Source organism: Pseudoalteromonas sp. S3178 (assembly GCF_005886985.1).
In the GTDB taxonomy this organism is placed as follows: domain Bacteria; phylum Pseudomonadota; class Gammaproteobacteria; order Enterobacterales; family Alteromonadaceae; genus Pseudoalteromonas; species Pseudoalteromonas carrageenovora.
The window spans coordinates 18,212-36,810 of record NZ_PNCW01000051.1; the positions used below are offsets into that span (position 1 = coordinate 18,212).

An 18,599-nucleotide genomic window follows, 5' to 3' on the forward strand; every position below is an offset into this window, starting at 1 on the left:
GCATTAAAACGCCAACCTTCAAGGGAGCACTCTTTTTAAAGAGTGAAATTAGTGGTCGTGATCGTCTTCTTCTTCCTCTTGCGCAATACCAAGCCAAGTAATTGCACTAGGAGCAAAAGTAAGCTCAACCTCACTTTCAATTTCTAAGTCTTCAAGGTGTACTTGCACAACGTGCTGAGCAATAGGGTCGGCTACATAAGCAAACTGACCATTTTGCGCCACTGTCATGCTAAAGCTCATACCTTCAGGCATGGTTGATACATCTTGTTCGGTAATATCAACTTGGCCTGCAAGTTCCCAGTGCATTTCGCCATCATGGTCGTGTGCACTAAATACATTTAAAAAGCCTAAGCTGTCTAATATTAAAAAGTGCTCGCCATGGGCAGAAAAAGAGTACGACACAGCACTTGCGCCATCGGCTAGTTGCCATTCTACTTCTTCCATTTCGGCATTTTCAGGATGAATACTCAGTAATACTGAGCCACTGCCATCGTGTCCTGCGGCAACACCAAAAATAGTGTCGCTATTTTCGTGGCCATATAAAGTACCAATGCGTTCAGTACCTACCGCTTCTATGTTTGCTACTTTTTGTGCTTCGTATACATCATCTTGTTGGTGGGCTATTAGCACACCATCACCACAACCAAATACAACATAATCGTGATTTTGTGCTGCACCGTGTAAATCAGGGCACGTAACTTCTAAGGTCTGTTCAAGCTCGTATTCACCATCATGAAAGTGATAAACACCTACTTGATCTGGCAGTACTTTAGCTACCGATGTGTTATCTGCATCGTCGCGACGAATAGTTGATAGCAAATGCTCACCTCGTGGCTCTGCTACACCGTGCATATTTATATCGTAGCTAATACCAGGGAGTGTTGGCGTTGCGTTAGTGATATCGCTATCAGTTAACACTTCAACCGAAGCTGGCGCACCTGAATCTGCATCGCCATCGTAAAATATGGCTAATTGCCCGTCGTGTGTCATTAAGTGTGTAGGGCGGCTGCCACTTGTTAGCTCGTAGCTACTAAATGCAGGGCCTTGCTCGTAATCATGCAAGTGCTCACCGTGATCTTCGCGCCACATACCGCCGTCTATAAACCCTAGGTAATCTTGAGTTCGGTTTGTAATTACAGCGTAACGAAAGTCAGGCGAAGCCGACAACGTATTTGACTCATCGTTTAATATAAACGTATCAAGCAGTGCGTTATCGTCTAAATCAAAAAAGCTCGCTTCGTTGCTATCCCCAGCCAGTACGGCAAGTCTGCCAAGTGAGCTTATGGTATAGCCGTCGTCATGGTCGTGATCATCATCATCGTCGTGATCGTGTTCATCTTCTACAACAATAGGATCTTGTTCCACAATGTTGGTTTCTGCATCGCCACAAGCTGTGATAAATGTAGTACTAATTGCCAGTGCAATAAGCTTTAATTGATATAGTTTTTTCATGTTTATTTCCTTTAATTATAATTTTTTAACGCTTAAAAATAACCGCGAATACCTAGCGCAAAACTACGTCCTGGACGTGGCGCTATATCTTTTACAAACGAGCTGTGCACGCGTGCCTCTGTATCTGTTAAGTTGGTACCTCGTAGGTACACAGACATATCTTGGTTTAATACTGAAAGGTCGTAAGAGATGCTTGCATCAACCAATGTGTAACCGTCTGTGGCTGTTTCTTGTGGGGCTGTGCGGTCTTGCTTTTGATAGCGAGTAACGTGAATATGCGCACTGAGTTTATCTGTTTGATAGCTTAGCTCGCTACCAAAACGAAGCGGTGGAGTACGGGGTAAATCGCCGCCGTTTTTAAGGCGTGCACGAACGTAATCTGAGAATAAATCTACTTTAAACTCATCAGTTAATTGCCACGCAATTTGCGCTTCAAATCCGTGTAAAATTACGTCGTCTGTTTTAAATAAATAAACCGGCAGTTCTGATGAATGGTCGTGTTCGTCAGCGCCTTCTTCTTCATCGCCATGGTCGTGACCACTTTCAGCGAATAAACCGGTGTCTATTTGGTAATAGTAATTATCTACTTGGTTATAAAAGGCATTTAAAATAAAGCCAACATCACCTTGGGTTTTACGTAGTGTTAAATCGATATTATTGGCTGTTTCTAGGTCAATTGTTTGATCAGATAAACCTAAATGGCCGTCTTCATCTAAATCAAACAGTGCGCCTACTTCGTAAGTGCCAGTACCAATATGTGGCCCAAACGATAACAACTCAGAGGCAGAAGGCGCGCGTTCAGAACGCGATACAGAAAGTCCTAAATTATAGTTAGGTGTAAAATCCCACACTACGCCTGCCGATAAACTGATTGGCGTAAATTCGTGCTCTACGTCAAATACACGAGTGGTTTCTGCGCTTTCTTCGTGGTCGTGATCATGCTCGTCGGCTTCTTCTACTTCATCATGTGCATGAGCGTCAATATTTGGCAGTAATACGTCGCCTGCTTCAATTGTTACACGTTCAATACGCCCACCTACTTGCACTAAAAAATCACCAAAGTGCCTTTCTTCCATTAGCGCTACAGCAAAGCTTTCGGTTTCTGATGGAGGAGTAAAGGCCTCTTCACCTTGCGCTTCAACATCGCTTTGTTTGTAATGAAAGCTAATGCCGCCATTCCACTCGTTAAATTGGTTATGTAGTAGGTCTATACGAAATTCGTTTGTTTCGTTTTTAAATGTGGTGCCTACAGCGCCACCTTCAATTTCAGCGTGTTCGTAGTCGGTGTGGCCAACGCGCAGGTTTACTTTGTTTAGCCATTTATTATCTAGGTTGTACTCACCTAATAATTGCACTTTAGTTTGCTCTAAATCAGCAAATACGCTTTCTTCTTCGTCGCTGTGCTCTTCCTCTTCATCACCGTGCGTATGGCCCGGAATACCGTATTGACGATTAAATTGCTCTACAGCTAAGCCAATAAAGCCGTTATCCATTAAGTAGCTAGCGCCAACAGTAAAACCATCAGACTCTTCATTGCTGTTTTCAACTTTGTAATCGCCAACAGTAAAACCATCAGACTCTTCATTGCTGTTTTCAACTTTGTAATCGCCACTATGGCCTTCACCGTCGCTATCTATATCAGCAGCTACAGGTACCTCGTAGTCATCGGCTTCACGCCAAAACGCATCGGCATAAAAAGCCACCGAGTCTGTGCCTGTGGTGGCATTAAACGAGGCCACTTTTTGGTTATCAGCCGAGTTATGTTCTACGTTCCACTCGCCGCGTGTTGTACTGTCGGTTGGTACGCGGTTATCTACCACATTTACTACGCCACCAATGGCGCCACTGCCATAAAACAGTGTTGCAGGGCCGCGTAATACTTCAATTTGTTGAGCGGTAGACGCTTCTGATGCAACAGAATGATCGGGACCAACGCGCGACACATCACTTACATCAAGGCCATTTTGAGTAATAAGTACACGCGGGCCGCTCAAACCACGAATAATAGGTGTGCTGGCTACTTTACCGTGAAAATTTGTATTAACGCCTGGGAGTTTTTCAAGGCTATCGCCAAGTGTTGCAGCTTGTTGTCGTCTTAGTTGTTCGCCAGAGAGCACACTAACAGGTGAGGCAGATTCCATTGCCGACATATGAATAGGGGTTGCTTCAATATCAATAACTTCAATAGGCGAGCGCTTTAAATTAAAAGTAACCGACTGGTTTTCATCGTTTGTTATTGTTATATCGCGATGAAGGTGGGCATATCCTGGCGCCACAACATGAAGCTCTTTTAAGCCATTGTTTAGCTCTGCTATTACAAATTTACCGTTTTCGTTGGTGGTTACTTTAAGGTCTGAGCCTTCAACTTCTATGGTTGCATTGGTAACTACTTTACCTTTGTTGTTTAGAACAACGCCTTCAATTGTGGATGCAAGCACACTTGCAGGTAATAAAGCTGCAATGAGAACAGCTAATTGTGATCTACTTTTCATTTGACTACCTTGTTAGATGTTATATTATATCAATTGTGCGGGAAACGTTATAATGTATCAAGTTCAATTAACTATTGTTACTCAAATGCCTTTTAAAACGTAAAGCCGTTGTTTATAAAATTGATTAGTAGAGGAAGTAATGAAGTCGAGTCAGAGTGTTATGGACCGTATGGCGATTGGGTTATCGTTAATGTGCACAGTACATTGTTTTGCAACCCCGGTTATTTTAGCGTTATTGCCAAGCTTTGCTGTACTGCAAATAGATAGCGAACAATTTCATTTATGGATTCTTGCGGCGGTACTGCCAACCAGTTTATTGGCATTAAGCTTAGGCTGTAAAAAGCATAAACGTTTACGTTATATGGCTTGCGGCGTAATTGGGCTAGCCTTTATGATATGTGCTGTATTACTAGGGCATGAAGTGGCCGAAAAAGCGTTCACTTTAATAGGCTCGGCTTTTATTGCTGTAGCCCATTGGTTTAATTACCAACAGTGCCTTAAAAAGAGTGACGATAAATGCCCGTGTTCAGGCACCGAGTCTGATCAGGCAGCTTAGCGTTATCAGTGCTACAAATACCTAACATGTAGCACTGTCTTTCAAGCCCGAGTGTTTATTTTTTAATAGCCTAAAGCTAAAAGTGGGTTAAAGTAGTCATCCCGTATTGGTTTATTATGCTTGGCTTAGGTTAATGAATACTGCTTTAAAATACTTGCTGTTACTTTGCGCTTTAATGTGTTTTAAATTAAGCGCAAATACCCCCTACCAAATCCCTAGAAGCAGCGTTATAGAACTCACTGAGCCCGTAACCAATCGGGTATATCCTGTTTTTATTCAACTCCCTAAGTCATATAAAAAGCACCCTGAAAAAATATATCCGGTTATTTATTTAACCGATGCACCGTATACGTTTCCTATTGTGGCGGGAGCTACGCGGTTTCCTATGAATAGCGGTAAAATGCAGCAGGCTATTATTGTGGCCATTAGTTACGAAAAAGGCTCTAAAGGGTCTAATAGCCGAATTAGAGACTACACCCCAAGTAAGGCTCAAAGCTGGAAAAAACAAACAGGTAACGCTCAAAACCACGCGCTGTTTTTAAAAAATACTGTACTGCCGTTTATACAAAGTAACTACCGAGCAAGTAGCACACAAAAAACCTATATAGGTAACTCTTTAGGCGGGTTATTTGGTGCCACTATTTTATTTACGATGCCCGATTTATTTAACAATTATATTATTGGCAGCCCATCAGTTTGGTTTAATAACAATGCAATTTTAGCGCTGCAAGCAAATAAACCGAAATTGCCTACAAAGGTTTATATATCGGTAGGGGCAAAGGAGACCCCAAGCTTTGGTGAAGGTCAAAATATGGTGGAAGGGGCAAAGCAATTAACGCAAAAAATTAATGCACTTAGCAGTGACAATATTGAACTAAAAAGCGTTGTTATTGAAGGAGCGAGCCATGCAACCGCATTTCCTACTACGGCGATACAAGGGCTTGATTGGGTACACCAATCGACTTAAATATTTAATCATTCTAGCGTGCTAAATAGAGCGCTAACAGCGTTATAAATTTCTCATGTAGAACAACTACATGTCGATATTTATGCCTTGTTATCACGCTATTTATCTGTCGCTATAAATGCCTAATAACTTAACACGATTGGTGTAGCCAATAAGCTCTAAAAATTACTAAAAGCTTAAGCGCTTTCAAGTTCCTGCTTCCAGTTTACTAATACTTCAATAAACTCTGGGCCTATACCACAGCATCCGCCAATAACACTTGCGCCTAGGTTGTGCCATTTTTTTGCAAAGTCTAAGTATTCTAAAGGCGAAATATCGCGATACGCTTGCGAGCCTTCGTTGGCTTTGTAGTCGTGCGCAATGGGTGTAAAGCCATTAGCAAACGCGCCTAAAACAACGCTTTTATTTTGCTTGGCTAATACTGCGTTAGTATCACTAAAGGCTTGCTCTATAACCTCAGGTATTGAGCAGTTAAAGAAAATACCCGCAACATTTTGTTCAAGCAAAGCCGCTACTGCGTCACTTACCAGTTCACCAGATCGAAGTTTAGCTTGCTCGCTTACCACATCATTTAAAGTAAATGCGTAATAACATGGCTTGTTTGAGCCTTTAAGTACGCTTGCCATAACGTGCGCTTCTTCAATGCTCGATATGGTTTCACCAATCCATAAATCTACGTGCTCGTCTTGTGCCTTGTATAACGTATCTAAAATAGTAAATGCGCGTTCGCTTTCAAATAGTTCAGGGCGGTAAGAGCCAAATGCGGGTGGTAATGAACCTGCTACTAATACATTTTGTTTTGCGTTTTGAGCGACTTCTTTTGCTATAACGGCAGCTTGCTGTGCTAGGGCTGCGCCTTGAGCTTGGTATAGTGCTTCACCTAAATGAAAGGGCACGCAAGCGTAGCTATTAACTGTAATTATTTCAGCGCCAGCGTCTATAAAACCTTGGTGAGCCTGCGTTACAAAATGTGGGGCTTCTATTAGAGCTTGTGCACTCCATAGTGGCTGTGTAAACGGTGCGCCAATGCGTTTAAGTTCACGGCCCATGCCGCCATCTAAAATAGTGAGTTTATTCATTGCAGACTTCTATACTTCTAAACGATAAGGCGCTATTCAAACATAATTTTTTAAAATTCATAATGAAACTTTGTCACCTTAAACATGAAAAAAGCTCAATGCTTTTTATCGGGTATAAAAAAAGCGACATCTCGTAGGAGAGTCGCTTATTTAAGTAAGGTTTAGCTTACTTATAAAATACTTCTACTGTACCTTTTACTTTCATAAGTAAAGGTTGGCCGCGACGGTCTAGCGCTTTAGGTGCGGCAATTTTAATCCAACCTTCGCTAATGCAGTACTCTTCTACGTCAAAGCGTTCTTTGCCATTTAAGCTTACGCCAATTTCGTGTTCAAACACTTCTTCTACGTAATGCTTGCTACGTGGGTTAATAGAAAGCTGATCAGGTAATGCTGGTTTTGTTGAATCGGTCATGGTTTTAATCTTTATTAAAAAGTGATGCGCTATTGTAGGCAATCCACTCAATACGCTCAAGGTTTAATGCTTAGCTACACAATACAAAGCCAAGTATTAACAGTGCTATCCAAATTGTTTCAGCAACAATCATTATTATTGGCTTTAAGCCTACCTCGGTGAGTTTGCCTAAGTTTGTTTTCATACCAATGGCGGCTATGGCGGCAATTAAAAAGAATCGAGAAAGCTCGTTAGCGGTTTCGAGCACGATAGCTGGTAGGTTAAAGGTGCTGTTAATAAGCATTAAAATAACAAAGCCAATTAAAAACCCGGGTACTTTTGGCAACTCGCCATGGTTCCCTTTATTTGAGCGATTAATAACAACCATCATAATAAGTACTACTGGCAACAGCATGGCCACTCGTACTAGTTTGGTAAGTGTTGCTATATCGCCAGTTTCGGGCGATACCGAATAACCCGCACCGACTACTTGGGCTACATCGTGGATGGTACCCCCTAAAAATACCCCTGCGTTATGCGCATCAAATTCAAGGTAGTTAACCACAATAGGGTATAAAATCATTGCAATGGTCGACATGGCCGTTACGCCAATTACGGTAAGTAACGTATCACGCTCTTTATGCTCGCTGTTGGGCATAATAGATGAAATAGCCAGTGCTGCCGATGCACCACAAATAGCCACTGATCCACCGGTGAGTGCGCCAAAGCGTTTTTGCAAACCAAACACTCGGGCAAGTATTACGCCCAAAATAATGGTGGTAAATATAGCGCCAGCTAGCATTAGGGCTGTTTGCCAGCCCAATGTAACCAAATCGCCCAGTGCTATACGTGTGCCAAGTAAAACAATGCCTACGCGTAAAACCGTGGTGCCAGTAAAGTCTATGCCTTTAGCGCATGGGCTATCACTTTGATATAAAAACGACACCGCCATACCTAATAATAAAGCAAACAGCATAGCGGGTGCGCCATAGTGCTCACTTAAAAATAAAGCGGCAAGGCCAGTCATTGCAGCAATGCTGGCACCTTGCCATAACGGGGAAATTTTTACTTTTAGTGCACCACTTAAGTTTTGCATTAGGCGTTGGCTGCAGTAAGGGCTACAAGTACTTGGCGTTTGCGCTCGCCAGTAAATGGGCGGCGGCCATGCATGGCCATTTCGTTATCAACTAAGGCTACATCGCCATCTTGCCAGGCTAAATCAAAGGTATAGTCTTTTGATAGCTCAACAATTTTTTCAAGCCCTTGTTTAGGAATGGCGCTGCCATCGCCAAAGGTAATGGCAACCGATGGATTTTCGCGTACGCCTTTCCAGCCCATGTAAGCGGCAATAAGTTGGTTATAAAAAACCTGTACGCCGTTTTCAAGCGTAACTACCGCAGGTAAAACCGGAGTAATTGCTTTTAAAGAGCCATCTTCTAGCCATTCCCACTCGTAACCTAGCTCGGTAAGTTTGCTGTGCGCTTCGTCTTTGGTTTCAACGCTTAGGGTGCTTTTCCAGCTGCGGCCTTGGCCCGATGTTGCATCGTCGGCTGCGGGCATATAAGTGGTGTACTTTAAGCCTTTTTGCTCAAAGTCATCGGCTAATTGGTTATCAAATTGCTTTAATGCGCTAAATAATTTATCTGAGCGACAAAGCGGTGTCGCGCCGCCTTCCTCAGCTGCCGATTTACAAAAAAAGAACAGCTTACTTGGCGAAATAGGTGTTTGTGCCATTTCGTGATGAAGGTAAATTTCTACATCTTTGGGTGCTTCGTTAGCAGTAAATACACGCTCGGTAAAATTAATACGTACCGCGTTAGATAGCGACTCTTGGTACGTAAAGTTGTCGTAATCAAACCCCGCTGAAAATGTATCAAATGTTTCGGCGCTATTAACAGGAAAGCCTCTAAACAATACAGCGCCTGAGCTGCGTAGTTTTTTAGCCAACTCGTTTTTATGAGCGCGAATAAAAGCTACCGCTTCTTCAACGGTGCTGGCGTTATTGTTATTAACTACAATGCACGGAAAAACCGAGTCATCAAACGTTAATTGAGTAGGCACTTGGGCATAGTTAAGTTCGGTAGCTGACATTTTATTATCCTAATCGTAAATAGGGTGAAAACGGTTAAAGGCAGCTTCACAAAAGTGCCCTGGGTCGTTAAAACGGCGGTTGCTATTAAGCGCAGAAATTTGCGCCATTTCATGTTCTGTTAGTTCAAAGTCGAACAGCGCGAGGTTTTCTTTCATGCGTTCAAATTTAGAGGTTTTAGGAATAATGGCAGTGCCGCGTTGCACGCCCCAGCGCAGCACAACTTGTGCTGGCGTTTTGCCATGGTTTTGCGCCGCAGCTTTTACTACGCTTTGCTCAAGTACCGACTCTGTTTGATCGGCCATTTCAAGCTCAAGGTACGAAAGCGCACCGAGCGGTGAAAACGCAGTAACCGGAATATCGTACTGTTTGGCAAGCCTTACTAGTCGCTCTTGCGTTAAATAAGGGTGCGACTCAATTTGCAGCATGGCTGGTTTAATTGTGGCGTAGGTCATTAAATCGTGAAGTAATGCGCTTGAGTAGTTACACACACCAATGCGTTTTGCTTTGTTGTTATGTACTTGCTCTTCCATTGCTTGCCACGTTAAATGCAGAGGCACTTTTGCCAGTTCCATTTGTGGGTTTTGTGCATCTGGGTCTACAAACCATTCTGGCGGGTAGCGTGTTTCGATTGGTACAAACGTTTGTGCAATCGGAAAGTGAATTAAGTATAAGTCGAGGTACTCGAGCTTTAAATCGCTCAAGGTTTTGTCAATAGCTAGCTCTACATGCTCTGGCGCATGAAAGGTATTCCATAGTTTTGACGTAACCCATAATTCTTCGCGAGTACACAGGCCGTCTTTAATTGCTTGGGCTATGCCATCGCCAACTTGTTCTTCGTTGCCGTAGTCTGATGCGCAATCAAGGTGGCGGTAGCCTGCTTTAATGGCTTGGTATACCGTTTGTGCACAATCTTCTTGTGCTACTTTCCATAAACCGAACCCTACTGGAGGGATGTTATTTAATGAACTCATTGGGAATTCCTGTTAAAATTGCATAATGACTTAGGTCTTGTATAAGACATAAGTTATTATACGAATCTAACAGTGTCAACACCGTGTTAACGTTAAAGTCGTAAATGGTTAAGTTAAAAAACCTGCAGGCAGCAAAAAGGCAGCGTTTGCTGCCTTTAAAAAATATTTAATAAGTGTGCGCTAATATAAATAATTAGCGGTTAAACGCAGTGAATCAATCAAGTTCAATTTGGTAGTGGTAATGATCGCTACGGCATCGGCTTAAACGGTATTCTATGCGTTTACCTTCGATTGATTCGGTAATGCGCGATACTAATAAAAGTGGCTCGCCTGCTTTAATCGCAAGTAGTTTAGCGTCGGTTTCATCTGCTAATACGGCTTTAATGCTGTCTTGGGTTTTATGTACAGTTTGGTTAAATTTGGTTTGGTAGTAATGGTACAATGTATGCGGAATATCGCTACTTTGATGTATATCAGGAAAGAAACTTTGCGGTAGGTATATAGTTTCGCTCATACAAAATTCATTATCGAGAATACGTCTGCGCACAAGCTTAGTGACTTTGTCTTTTTTATTAAGTTGCAGGGCATCAATAACATCTTGTGGTGCAGGGCAAAGCTCAACCGATAACAGCTCGGCTTTAGGTAGGTCGGCGCCTTTACCATCGGCCTGTAGCGGAAAAAACCTAAACAGGGCATCTTGCGCGGTATGCTCAGATACAAACGTACCAACACCTTGGCGGCGAGTAACTATTTTATCGTCAGTTAATAAATTAAGTGCTTTACGAACAGTGCCTTGGCTTACATTAAATTCTTCAGCAAGGCGAAATTCGCTTGGTAATGCCTCGCCAGGAACCCAGCGTCTTTCTACAATGAGCTGTTTAATATAATCAGCCACTTGTAAGTAAAGTGGTTGAAAAGCCAAGCTTGGGCCACTTAATTTGTGATCAAACATAGAGTTACTCATTGTTATTTACCATTAAATATAATCCACCTGTATTTATATCATAGGTGAAACTTTTTGCGCAGTTTTGCGCAAGCTCAATTAATTGTGAACTATTGCAATACAGTTTGTTTTTACATTATGCCTAAAAACAAATCGTTACACTACAATAGCGCACATCTAGGAAATTTAAAGTGCTCAGTATTTCGTTAGAACTCATATTGCTTATGGCGCTGTGCCTAAGCCTTGCCACCATAATGCAAACGCTTAGCGGGTTTGGCTTTGGATTGCTGGTGGTTGCCAGTTTTACGCTGCTAGATGTTTTACCGCTCACCGCGACTACATTTTTAGTGAGCTTATTGGGTTTGGTTAACTCCACAACTGTGGTGGTTAAAAACCGCAGCTCGGTAAAAGTACCCGAGCTTAAACTAATGTTGTATACCGGCATTCCGCTAATGCTGATAGGTTTTATACTGCTTGAATATATGTCGTCGCATTTAACGCAATTTTTAAACTTTATTTTAGGTATTAGTATTTTGCTATGTTGTGGCTTAATGCTAATTGGTCGTGAAAGAGCCAACAAACAAAGCAGTAGTAGCTCATTTTTAATTGCAGGCGGTGTAAGTGGGTTATTGGGCGGGCTGTTTTCAACCTCGGGGCCGCCGCTGGTTTTTCAGTGCTATAAACAAAGCTGGTCTATTGAGGCCATACGCAGCACGTTACTAGCGGTATTTACCATTGGTGGCTTAGTACGTGTAGGTATTGCATTATTTGGCACCTTACCCGAGCTCGACATTATGTTTTTAATTGCAGCGGCCATACCTCTTGTGCTTTTAGTTACACACTTTGCCCGTAAATTAACGCCTTACGTTGATGCAAAATGGATTCGTATAATAGCAATTACATTGCTTGGCTTAAGTGGTGTATCGCTGGTGGCTACATCGGCACCGGGTTTAGTAACGTAAATTAACTTAACTTGAGTTTATTTACGTTGACATGGGGATTACTATTATTTAACTTGTGTCTTATACAAGACTAATAATTGGTTAAGGAACTCCCATGAATGCATTTGAATTACGTGAGCCAGATTGGAACGCAATAGAGCCAGCACGCTTAACTGCAGAGCCTAAGTTACAAGGCCATGTGCTAGCTTTACCGACTCAATTTGGCGAGGTTAGCGTTACCATAAGCCAGTTTGGTTTACGTTTAAATGCAGGCTCCACGCATGACGAGACGTTTAAAATATTAACCACTACCCCTTCTAACTTACCGCTATCACTTAATAAATTAGACCAAGGCTTTGAAGCCACAGCCGGTGAGTACCGCTTAGAATTTTACAGCGACCCTTTTTACTTTAAGCTTTATAAAAACGATAAATTAGTACAGCAATCAGCAACCGATGGCCACTTTGTGCGCCAGCACCGCTTACCGCCACTGGCTAAAACCGATAACGGCTGGATTTTAAGCCTAGAGCTTAATTACGACGAAGCCGTTTACGGCCTTGGCGAAAAGTGGGGCAAGCTTGATAAACGCGGCCAACTTATTCGCTCATACAACCACGATGCACTGGGCGTCAACGCCGAAAAATCATATAAAAATACGCCATACGCTTGGAGCCCAGAAGGTTGGAACTTATTTGTACACACGCCAGCGCCTGTTACACATGGTGTAGGTTACGCGCTTTGGTCGCAACGCGCTTACGTGTGCTTAGTAGAAGACGACGCGCTAGATGTATTTTTATATCAAGAGCAAACGCCTGCACAAAGTATTAATAGCTACTGCGAGCTAACTGGTTTTGCACCGGTACCACCGCAGTGGAGCTTTGGTGTTATTTTATCAAAAGCATATTACAAAGATGCCGACGAGCTATTAAGTGTAGCCCGCGAAGTACGCGCTAAAAACATGCCGTGCGATGTAATAACTCTTGATGGCCGTGCATGGCAAGACACCGACACTCGCTTTGCCTTTGAATGGGATCCAACACGTTACGCCGACCCTAAACCTGTGCTTGATGAACTAAAAGCCATGGATTTTAAAATTTGTGTGTGGGAATACCCGATGATCTCGGTAAACAACCCATTATTTGCTAAAGCGGCCGAAAACGGTTGGCTAATAAAAGACAAACGCACAGGTAAAGCGTATCAATACGAGTGGGATTTAAGCCCATTTGGCGAAGTACTTACGCCATTACCTGAGTCGGGTATTTTAGATTTTACTCACCCCGACGCTTACGAATACTGGCTCGAATCGCACAAGCCATTGTTTGAGCTTGGCGTAGATATGATAAAAGCAGACTTTGGCGAACAGCTAGAAGACGAAAATATGGTATCGCACAGTGGCGACAGCGGCATAAGACTACACAACGTTTATAGCATGTTATACAACCGCTGCGTTTATGAAGCCGCCGAAAAATACTGTAAAACAGGGCCATTTTTGTTTAGCCGATCTGCATGGACAGGCAGCCAACGATTCCCTGCACAATGGGGCGGTGACCCACAGGCCGATTGGCAAGGTTTAGCGGCGAGCATTCGCGGCAGCTTAGCGTGGGGCATGTCGGGCGGGCCATTTTTTGCAACCGACATTGGCGGTTTTTACAAAGATACCCGCGATGCAGAGCTTTATGTACGCTGGGCGCAAGCATCGGTATTTAGTGCGCATATGCGCTTACATGGTATTGGCCCACGCGAACCGTGGTCATACACCGAGCAAGCAAGTGACGCAGTATTTGCAGCGCTTAAATTACGCTATCAGTTAATTCCGTACTTACAAGCGTGTGCAGAGCAAGCGCAGCAAACAGGGCTGCCTATTCAGCGTGCTATGGCACTGGCATTTCCTGATGACGTACTGGCACATAGTTTTGATCAGCAATTTATGTGCGGCGAAAAACTCCTTGTGGTGCCATGTGTAGTACCAAACGGTAAAGTTAAATTTTATTTACCACAAGGCGAGTGGGTGCGCTTCCCTGATGCACAAACGTACCAAGGCGGAAAGTATTACGAAGAAACACTAGAGCTTACACAAATGGCCGTGTTTGTTCGTAAAGGCGATACGCTAATGCTAGGCCCAGATGTTCAACACACAGAACAAGACATGAGCCAGCTAACAGCATGGCCAAAATAAAACTCGGTAAATAGCAAACACACACAACACACACAACACACGTAACACACACAATAATAAAGATATTAGCTTACTTTTTACCGAGTAAAGTAAGCTAAAAGGGGCGCAAGATGGAAGGTATGAACATTACCATGACACTGCTATCGTGCTTGGCGTTTATGGCGCTAGTAGGATATATCTCGTACCAAAAAACCAAAGGGGAAGTTAACACCCAAGACGGCTACTTTTTAGCGGGGCGTGGTTTAACAGGTACATTTATAGCGGGGTCAATGATCCTCACTAACTTATCGGCCGAGCAGCTTATTGGCCTTAATGGCTCAGCGTATGGTTACAACCTAAGCTCTATGGCGTGGGAAGTAACAGCTGGGGTATCAACCATTATAATGGCGCTGATCTTTTTACCGCGCTATTTAGCCGGTGCGTTTTCTACCTTACCTGAATTTTTACGGGATCGTTTTGACGATACCGTACGCCGCATGACGGTGATCTTATTTATGGTAGGGTATTGTTTTATAACGATCCCTTCTGTTTTGTATTCAGGATCAATCGCCGTTCTTAGGCTGTTTGATGTACCTACCTTATTAAATATGAGCTACCAAGCAAGCTTAATTGTAACCATTATTACAGTAGGCTCTGTGGGCGCTATTTACGCGGTATTTGGCGGTTTAAAGGCGGTTGCAGTATCAGATACTATTAACGGTGTTGGGTTATTAATTATTGGTATTTTAGTTCCTACACTAGGGCTTATTGCCCTTGGCGATGGCAACTTTGCTGATGGCCTAAGTACACTTGTAAACACCGATACCGAAAAGCTCAACGCCATTGGTAGCAGTGAAGATCCCGTGCCATTTGGCACCATTTTTACCGGTATGATCCTCGCTAATTTATTTTACTGGGGCACAAATCAGTACGTGATCCAGCGTACATTGGGCGCTAAAAACTTAGTAGAAGGCCAAAAGGGCGTGTTGTTTTCAGGGTACTTTAAAGTGCTAGTGCCCTTTATGATGATGATCCCAGGCGTTATTGCTTATCATCTTTACAAGCACGAAAGCTTACAAACCATTGATTTAGCTTACCCACATTTAGTTAAAGATGTACTGCCTCAATACTTATCTGGGTTCTTTTTAGCGGTGCTACTAGGTGCGGTATTTAGCTCGTTTAATTCACTGCTAAATAGTGCTGCCACATTGTTTTGTTTAGATGTTTACAAACCAATGAAAAAAGACAAAGTAAGCGATGAAAAGCTAATTAAAGTGGCCAAAATTACCAGTATTGTAATTGCTATATTGTCGTTTATTACTGCGCCATTACTGATGTTTGCACCAGAAGGTTTATGGCACATTATTCGTGTATTTACAGGCTTTTATAACATTCCGGTCATCACAATTGTATTAGTGGGTTTGTTTACCCGCAAAGTGCCTGCACTGGGCGCTAAAGTAGCCATTATCTTCCATATTATTGCCTACACCTTGCTTAAATTTGTGTGGGACGTAGACATTAACTTTATCCATATTTACGCCATTTTGTTCTTTATAGAACTCGCGATTATGTTGAGTATTGGTTACTACAAACCCCTTGCAACACCTTGGGTATTTACCCGTAAAGCAGAGGTAAACTTAAGCCCTTGGAAATACGCGCTACCTTGCGCCATTGTATTAGTAAGCTTAATTGTAAGCCTGTACATACTGTTTTCTCCGCTTGGGCTTGTGGGTGGTACTAGCGTGTACTTTATACCAAGCTTAGTTGCTGTTTGGACTAGCGCCTTTGTACTTAGCTGGTGGAGTGTACGCCGTTGGCACTCACGCTACGAAAATAGCCTAGCGCATATTGGCGTTACTAAAGCCGTATAACGCGGCTTTATATTCTGTATATAAATTTAAAATTACAAATTATTCACATAATGATTGCATTTAGAAGATTGTTTGTTTAAGTTTAAAGCTCTTGTATAAGACATAAGAGCGTATAAGAAAAGTATTTCAACACACTGACACCGCTTTATTAGCAACCCACACAATTGCTAGCGCGGTACCACACAGCACACACGCACAATATGGAGAATGACATGAGAGCTAAAAAGTCCGTCTTAAGCTTGGCAGTCACGTTAGCAATGACAACCGGTTTAGCACTAAGCACGCAAGTACACGCGCAGCAAGAGCAAGCCGAGCAAGAACAACAAAAAACAGCAGAAGCTACAAACGATTCATTTGAAAAAATAGTAGTTACCTCGCAAAAGCGAACGCAAAGCTTAAGTGAAGTGCCGCTTGCGGTATCAGTGCTTAATGGTGATCAGATTGACTCTGCATTTGCTAATAACATGGAAGGCTTACAGTCACTTGTGCCTTCGGTGAGCTTTAGAAAAGGCACCACAACCCGTAACTCAGCGCTAACGGTACGCGGTATTGGTACTATTTCATTTAGTATTGCCGCTGAGCCAAGTGTGGCCACTGTAGTTGATGGCGTGGTACTTGGCCGCTCTGGTCAAGCCTTTGCCGATTTATATGATGTAGACCGCATTGAAGTACTGCGCGGCCCACAAGGTACCTTGTTTGGTAAAAATGCCTCTGCGGGTGTGGTAAACATAACGACAAAAGATCCTTCGTACGATACAACCGGCAGCGTAGAAACCTCGTTTTATCAAGATAACGAATACCGATTTAAAGGTGTTGTAAGTGGCGGTTTAACCGACGATTTAGCAGCAAGCTTAACCGTATTTAAAGGTAAGTTTGATGGCTACATTGATAACGTTTACAACAACGAAAAAGTAAACGGCTATGACCGCGAAGGTGCACGCGCCGTATTTAAATACGAGCCAGAAGATGATTTAAGCGTAAAATTTATAGCTGAATTTTATAACGCAGATGACGACTGTTGTGCCGATTTAGAAGCCCTACCAAGTGGCCGTAATCCAGATTCGCAAGCAGCGCCAAACAGTAACGGCATTGTTGATGGCGTAGCCGATATTGACCTAGAACAGCGCAAAGTGGATCACGATTACGAGTCGCGCACTATTGATGAACATAGCGCGTTTTCGGTACAGGTTGATAAAACCATTGGCGATTACACGTATACTTCAATTACTGCACAGCGCTCGTGGGATAACACAGAATACCGCGAAGGCGACTTTACCTCGATTGCTGGCGACAGTAACGAACCGGTATTTGGCGCACCGTTTCAACTACACGATTTAGGTGCACAGCAATGGGATCAGTTTTCGCAAGAATTTAGAGTCACCTCTAACCTTGCAGGCCCGTTTAACTATGTTGCTGGTTTATTTTACTGGAACATGGACTCACAACGTAACTTTACTCGTGATGCGAGTTGTCAAAATAACGGTGGCCAATTAGATGCTGCAATGGCGAATTACGCGCAAAACAACCTATCGGGCGCAGAGCTTGATGCCGCACTTGCCGATTTAGATGGTTACGCACAAGGTTTAGGTGTTAGCTGTAACGCTAACGATATTGTATCGGCAACCGCATACATGAGCACTGAGTTTAACAACTGGGCAGCCTTTGCCGATGGTACTTACGATTTATCTGAAGATTTACGCGTACTATTTGGTATTCGCTACACCGACGACGAAGTGTCGTACACGCATCGCCGTGTAAGTAACGATGTATATGGCCGTACCGGTGTTGGCGTACGCCCAGCAACACTAAATACTGACGATGCAGGCAAAGCAGAAGAAACCAACGTATCGGGCCGTTTAGGTATGCAATACGATTTAGGCGATGGCCAAATGGTATACGGTACTTACTCGCAAGGTTACAAAGGGCCTGGTTTTAATATTTATTACAACTTTAACCCTGACACCGACAGCCGCGAAATATCGCCAGAAGAGTCTGACGCTTACGAAATTGGTTACAAATACGCAAGCCGCGAGTTTGTGTTTAACATGGCACTTTTCAGAACAGAAATTGAAGGCTTTCAAGCTAACAACTTTGACTGTTCAGACGGCACCTGTATTACCCGCTTAACAAACGCGGGCGATGTAAGCACGCAAGGTGTTGAAGTTGACTTTATGTGGGCTGCAACCGACTCACTTACATTTACCGGTGGCGTAGCTTATATTAAAGCCGAAATTGACGAGTTTAATTGTCCGGCAGAAGTAGCGGCTGGCTCATGTACTGATCGTTCAGGTTTAGATGTCCCATTTTCGCCAGATTTAAAATACTCACTAACAGCTGACTACTTTATTGAAACTGAGCATGGCTTTAACGTTCATATAAATAGCTCATACATTTACACCGACGAGCAATACTCAGACTTGCCAGATAATGTAGGCGAGTTTAATCCTGCGTCGTTACTGCCAGATTACGGCATTTTAAACGCAAGTGTAGGTTTATCGTTTAAAGATGATGCATTTAGAGTATCGCTTATTGCTAAAAACTTAACCGACGAAAGCTACGCAACAACCTACAGTGGCGACAACTTCCGTTACCAAATTCCGCGTGATGCAGAGCGCTACTTTGGCGTATCGTTTAAGGCGCGTTTTTAATTTAATAAATACATCCCTTGTATTGGTCACAACAAGCGCAG

Annotated in this window: 14 protein-coding genes; 6 read left to right on the plus strand and 8 right to left on the minus strand. The window is 43.0% G+C overall.

The features are described from left to right. Positions 1–48: 48 nt before the first annotated feature. The gene (locus tag CWC11_RS14235) at positions 49–1,452 is read right to left on the minus strand and encodes a 5-methyltetrahydrofolate--homocysteine methyltransferase (protein ID WP_138683232.1); all 1,404 of its coding nucleotides are present in this window, start codon (positions 1,450–1,452) and stop codon (positions 49–51) included. Between the two features lie 32 nt (positions 1,453–1,484). Beyond that, on the minus strand, positions 1,485–3,944 hold the full coding sequence (locus CWC11_RS14240) for a TonB-dependent receptor (protein ID WP_138683233.1): 2,460 nt from the start codon (positions 3,942–3,944) through the stop codon (positions 1,485–1,487). A gap of 139 nt (positions 3,945–4,083) precedes the next feature. Here CWC11_RS14240 and CWC11_RS14245 point away from each other — a divergent pair, with 139 nt between their 5' ends. Together CWC11_RS14245 and CWC11_RS14250 are read left to right on the plus strand one after the other, a co-directional pair. Continuing rightward, positions 4,084–4,500, plus strand: a complete 417-nt coding sequence (locus CWC11_RS14245; protein ID WP_138683234.1) for a MerC domain-containing protein — start codon at positions 4,084–4,086, stop codon at positions 4,498–4,500. A gap of 133 nt (positions 4,501–4,633) precedes the next feature. Next, entirely contained in the window at positions 4,634–5,467 is an 834-nt protein-coding gene (locus CWC11_RS14250; RefSeq protein ID WP_138683235.1) for an alpha/beta hydrolase, read from the plus strand. Positions 5,468–5,643: 176 nt separating this feature from the next. Here the strand turns inward: CWC11_RS14250 and CWC11_RS14255 are convergent, their stop codons facing one another. The 6 genes from CWC11_RS14255 to CWC11_RS14280 form a co-directional block, all read right to left on the minus strand. Further along, complete coding sequence (locus CWC11_RS14255) at positions 5,644–6,546, minus strand: homocysteine S-methyltransferase family protein (protein WP_138683236.1); 903 nt, start codon at positions 6,544–6,546, stop codon at positions 5,644–5,646. A 166-nt stretch (positions 6,547–6,712) separates the two neighbouring features. Continuing rightward, positions 6,713–6,958 (minus strand): DUF3297 family protein, encoded by a 246-nt coding sequence (locus CWC11_RS14260; RefSeq protein ID WP_004586033.1) that lies wholly within the window; start codon positions 6,956–6,958, stop codon positions 6,713–6,715. A gap of 70 nt (positions 6,959–7,028) precedes the next feature. Continuing rightward, on the minus strand, positions 7,029–8,033 hold the full coding sequence (locus CWC11_RS14265) for a YeiH family protein (RefSeq protein WP_138683237.1): 1,005 nt from the start codon (positions 8,031–8,033) through the stop codon (positions 7,029–7,031). Beyond that, a complete protein-coding gene (locus CWC11_RS14270) occupies positions 8,033–9,028 on the minus strand; it encodes a TauD/TfdA family dioxygenase (RefSeq protein WP_138683238.1) in 996 nt (331 codons plus the stop codon). The genes CWC11_RS14265 and CWC11_RS14270 overlap by 1 nt, the downstream gene beginning before the upstream one ends. Positions 9,029–9,037: 9 nt before the next feature. After that, entirely contained in the window at positions 9,038–10,000 is a 963-nt protein-coding gene (locus CWC11_RS14275; protein WP_138683239.1) for an aldo/keto reductase, read from the minus strand. Between the two features lie 214 nt (positions 10,001–10,214). After that, on the minus strand, positions 10,215–10,964 hold the full coding sequence (locus CWC11_RS14280; RefSeq protein WP_058547765.1) for a GntR family transcriptional regulator: 750 nt from the start codon (positions 10,962–10,964) through the stop codon (positions 10,215–10,217). Between the two features lie 170 nt (positions 10,965–11,134). Between CWC11_RS14280 and CWC11_RS14285 the strand changes: the two genes are divergently transcribed. The 4 genes from CWC11_RS14285 to CWC11_RS14300 all read left to right on the plus strand — a co-directional run bounded on the left by CWC11_RS14285 (position 11,135) and on the right by CWC11_RS14300 (position 18,558). Then, on the plus strand, positions 11,135–11,905 hold the full coding sequence (locus CWC11_RS14285) for a sulfite exporter TauE/SafE family protein (protein ID WP_249330744.1): 771 nt from the start codon (positions 11,135–11,137) through the stop codon (positions 11,903–11,905). Positions 11,906–11,999: 94 nt separating this feature from the next. Continuing rightward, positions 12,000–14,060, plus strand: a complete 2,061-nt coding sequence (locus CWC11_RS14290) for a glycoside hydrolase family 31 protein (protein ID WP_138683240.1) — start codon at positions 12,000–12,002, stop codon at positions 14,058–14,060. A 110-nt stretch (positions 14,061–14,170) separates the two neighbouring features. Next, positions 14,171–15,910, plus strand: coding sequence for a solute:sodium symporter family transporter (locus CWC11_RS14295; protein ID WP_171038433.1), 1,740 nt, complete (start codon positions 14,171–14,173; stop codon positions 15,908–15,910). A gap of 212 nt (positions 15,911–16,122) precedes the next feature. Further along, positions 16,123–18,558 carry a TonB-dependent receptor gene (locus tag CWC11_RS14300; protein ID WP_138683241.1) on the plus strand — a complete coding sequence of 812 codons (2,436 nt, stop codon included), beginning with the start codon at positions 16,123–16,125 and terminating at the stop codon, positions 18,556–18,558. Positions 18,559–18,599: the final 41 nt, after the last annotated feature.

What these genes read in the sequence shown, in the direction of transcription:
- CWC11_RS14235 (WP_138683232.1), bottom strand. Translation starts at nt 1,452, where the DNA reads ATGAAAAAACTATATCAATTAAAGCTTATTGCACTGGCAATTAGTACT.
- CWC11_RS14240 (WP_138683233.1), bottom strand. Translation starts at nt 3,944, where the DNA reads ATGAAAAGTAGATCACAATTAGCTGTTCTCATTGCAGCTTTATTACCT.
- CWC11_RS14245 (WP_138683234.1), top strand. Translation starts at nt 4,084, where the DNA reads ATGAAGTCGAGTCAGAGTGTTATGGACCGTATGGCGATTGGGTTATCG.
- CWC11_RS14250 (WP_138683235.1), top strand. Translation starts at nt 4,634, where the DNA reads ATGAATACTGCTTTAAAATACTTGCTGTTACTTTGCGCTTTAATGTGT.
- CWC11_RS14255 (WP_138683236.1), bottom strand. Translation starts at nt 6,546, where the DNA reads ATGAATAAACTCACTATTTTAGATGGCGGCATGGGCCGTGAACTTAAA.
- CWC11_RS14260 (WP_004586033.1), bottom strand. Translation starts at nt 6,958, where the DNA reads ATGACCGATTCAACAAAACCAGCATTACCTGATCAGCTTTCTATTAAC.
- CWC11_RS14265 (WP_138683237.1), bottom strand. Translation starts at nt 8,033, where the DNA reads ATGCAAAACTTAAGTGGTGCACTAAAAGTAAAAATTTCCCCGTTATGG.
- CWC11_RS14270 (WP_138683238.1), bottom strand. Translation starts at nt 9,028, where the DNA reads ATGTCAGCTACCGAACTTAACTATGCCCAAGTGCCTACTCAATTAACG.
- CWC11_RS14275 (WP_138683239.1), bottom strand. Translation starts at nt 10,000, where the DNA reads ATGAGTTCATTAAATAACATCCCTCCAGTAGGGTTCGGTTTATGGAAA.
- CWC11_RS14280 (WP_058547765.1), bottom strand. Translation starts at nt 10,964, where the DNA reads ATGAGTAACTCTATGTTTGATCACAAATTAAGTGGCCCAAGCTTGGCT.
- CWC11_RS14290 (WP_138683240.1), top strand. Translation starts at nt 12,000, where the DNA reads ATGAATGCATTTGAATTACGTGAGCCAGATTGGAACGCAATAGAGCCA.
- CWC11_RS14295 (WP_171038433.1), top strand. Translation starts at nt 14,171, where the DNA reads ATGGAAGGTATGAACATTACCATGACACTGCTATCGTGCTTGGCGTTT.
- CWC11_RS14300 (WP_138683241.1), top strand. Translation starts at nt 16,123, where the DNA reads ATGAGAGCTAAAAAGTCCGTCTTAAGCTTGGCAGTCACGTTAGCAATG.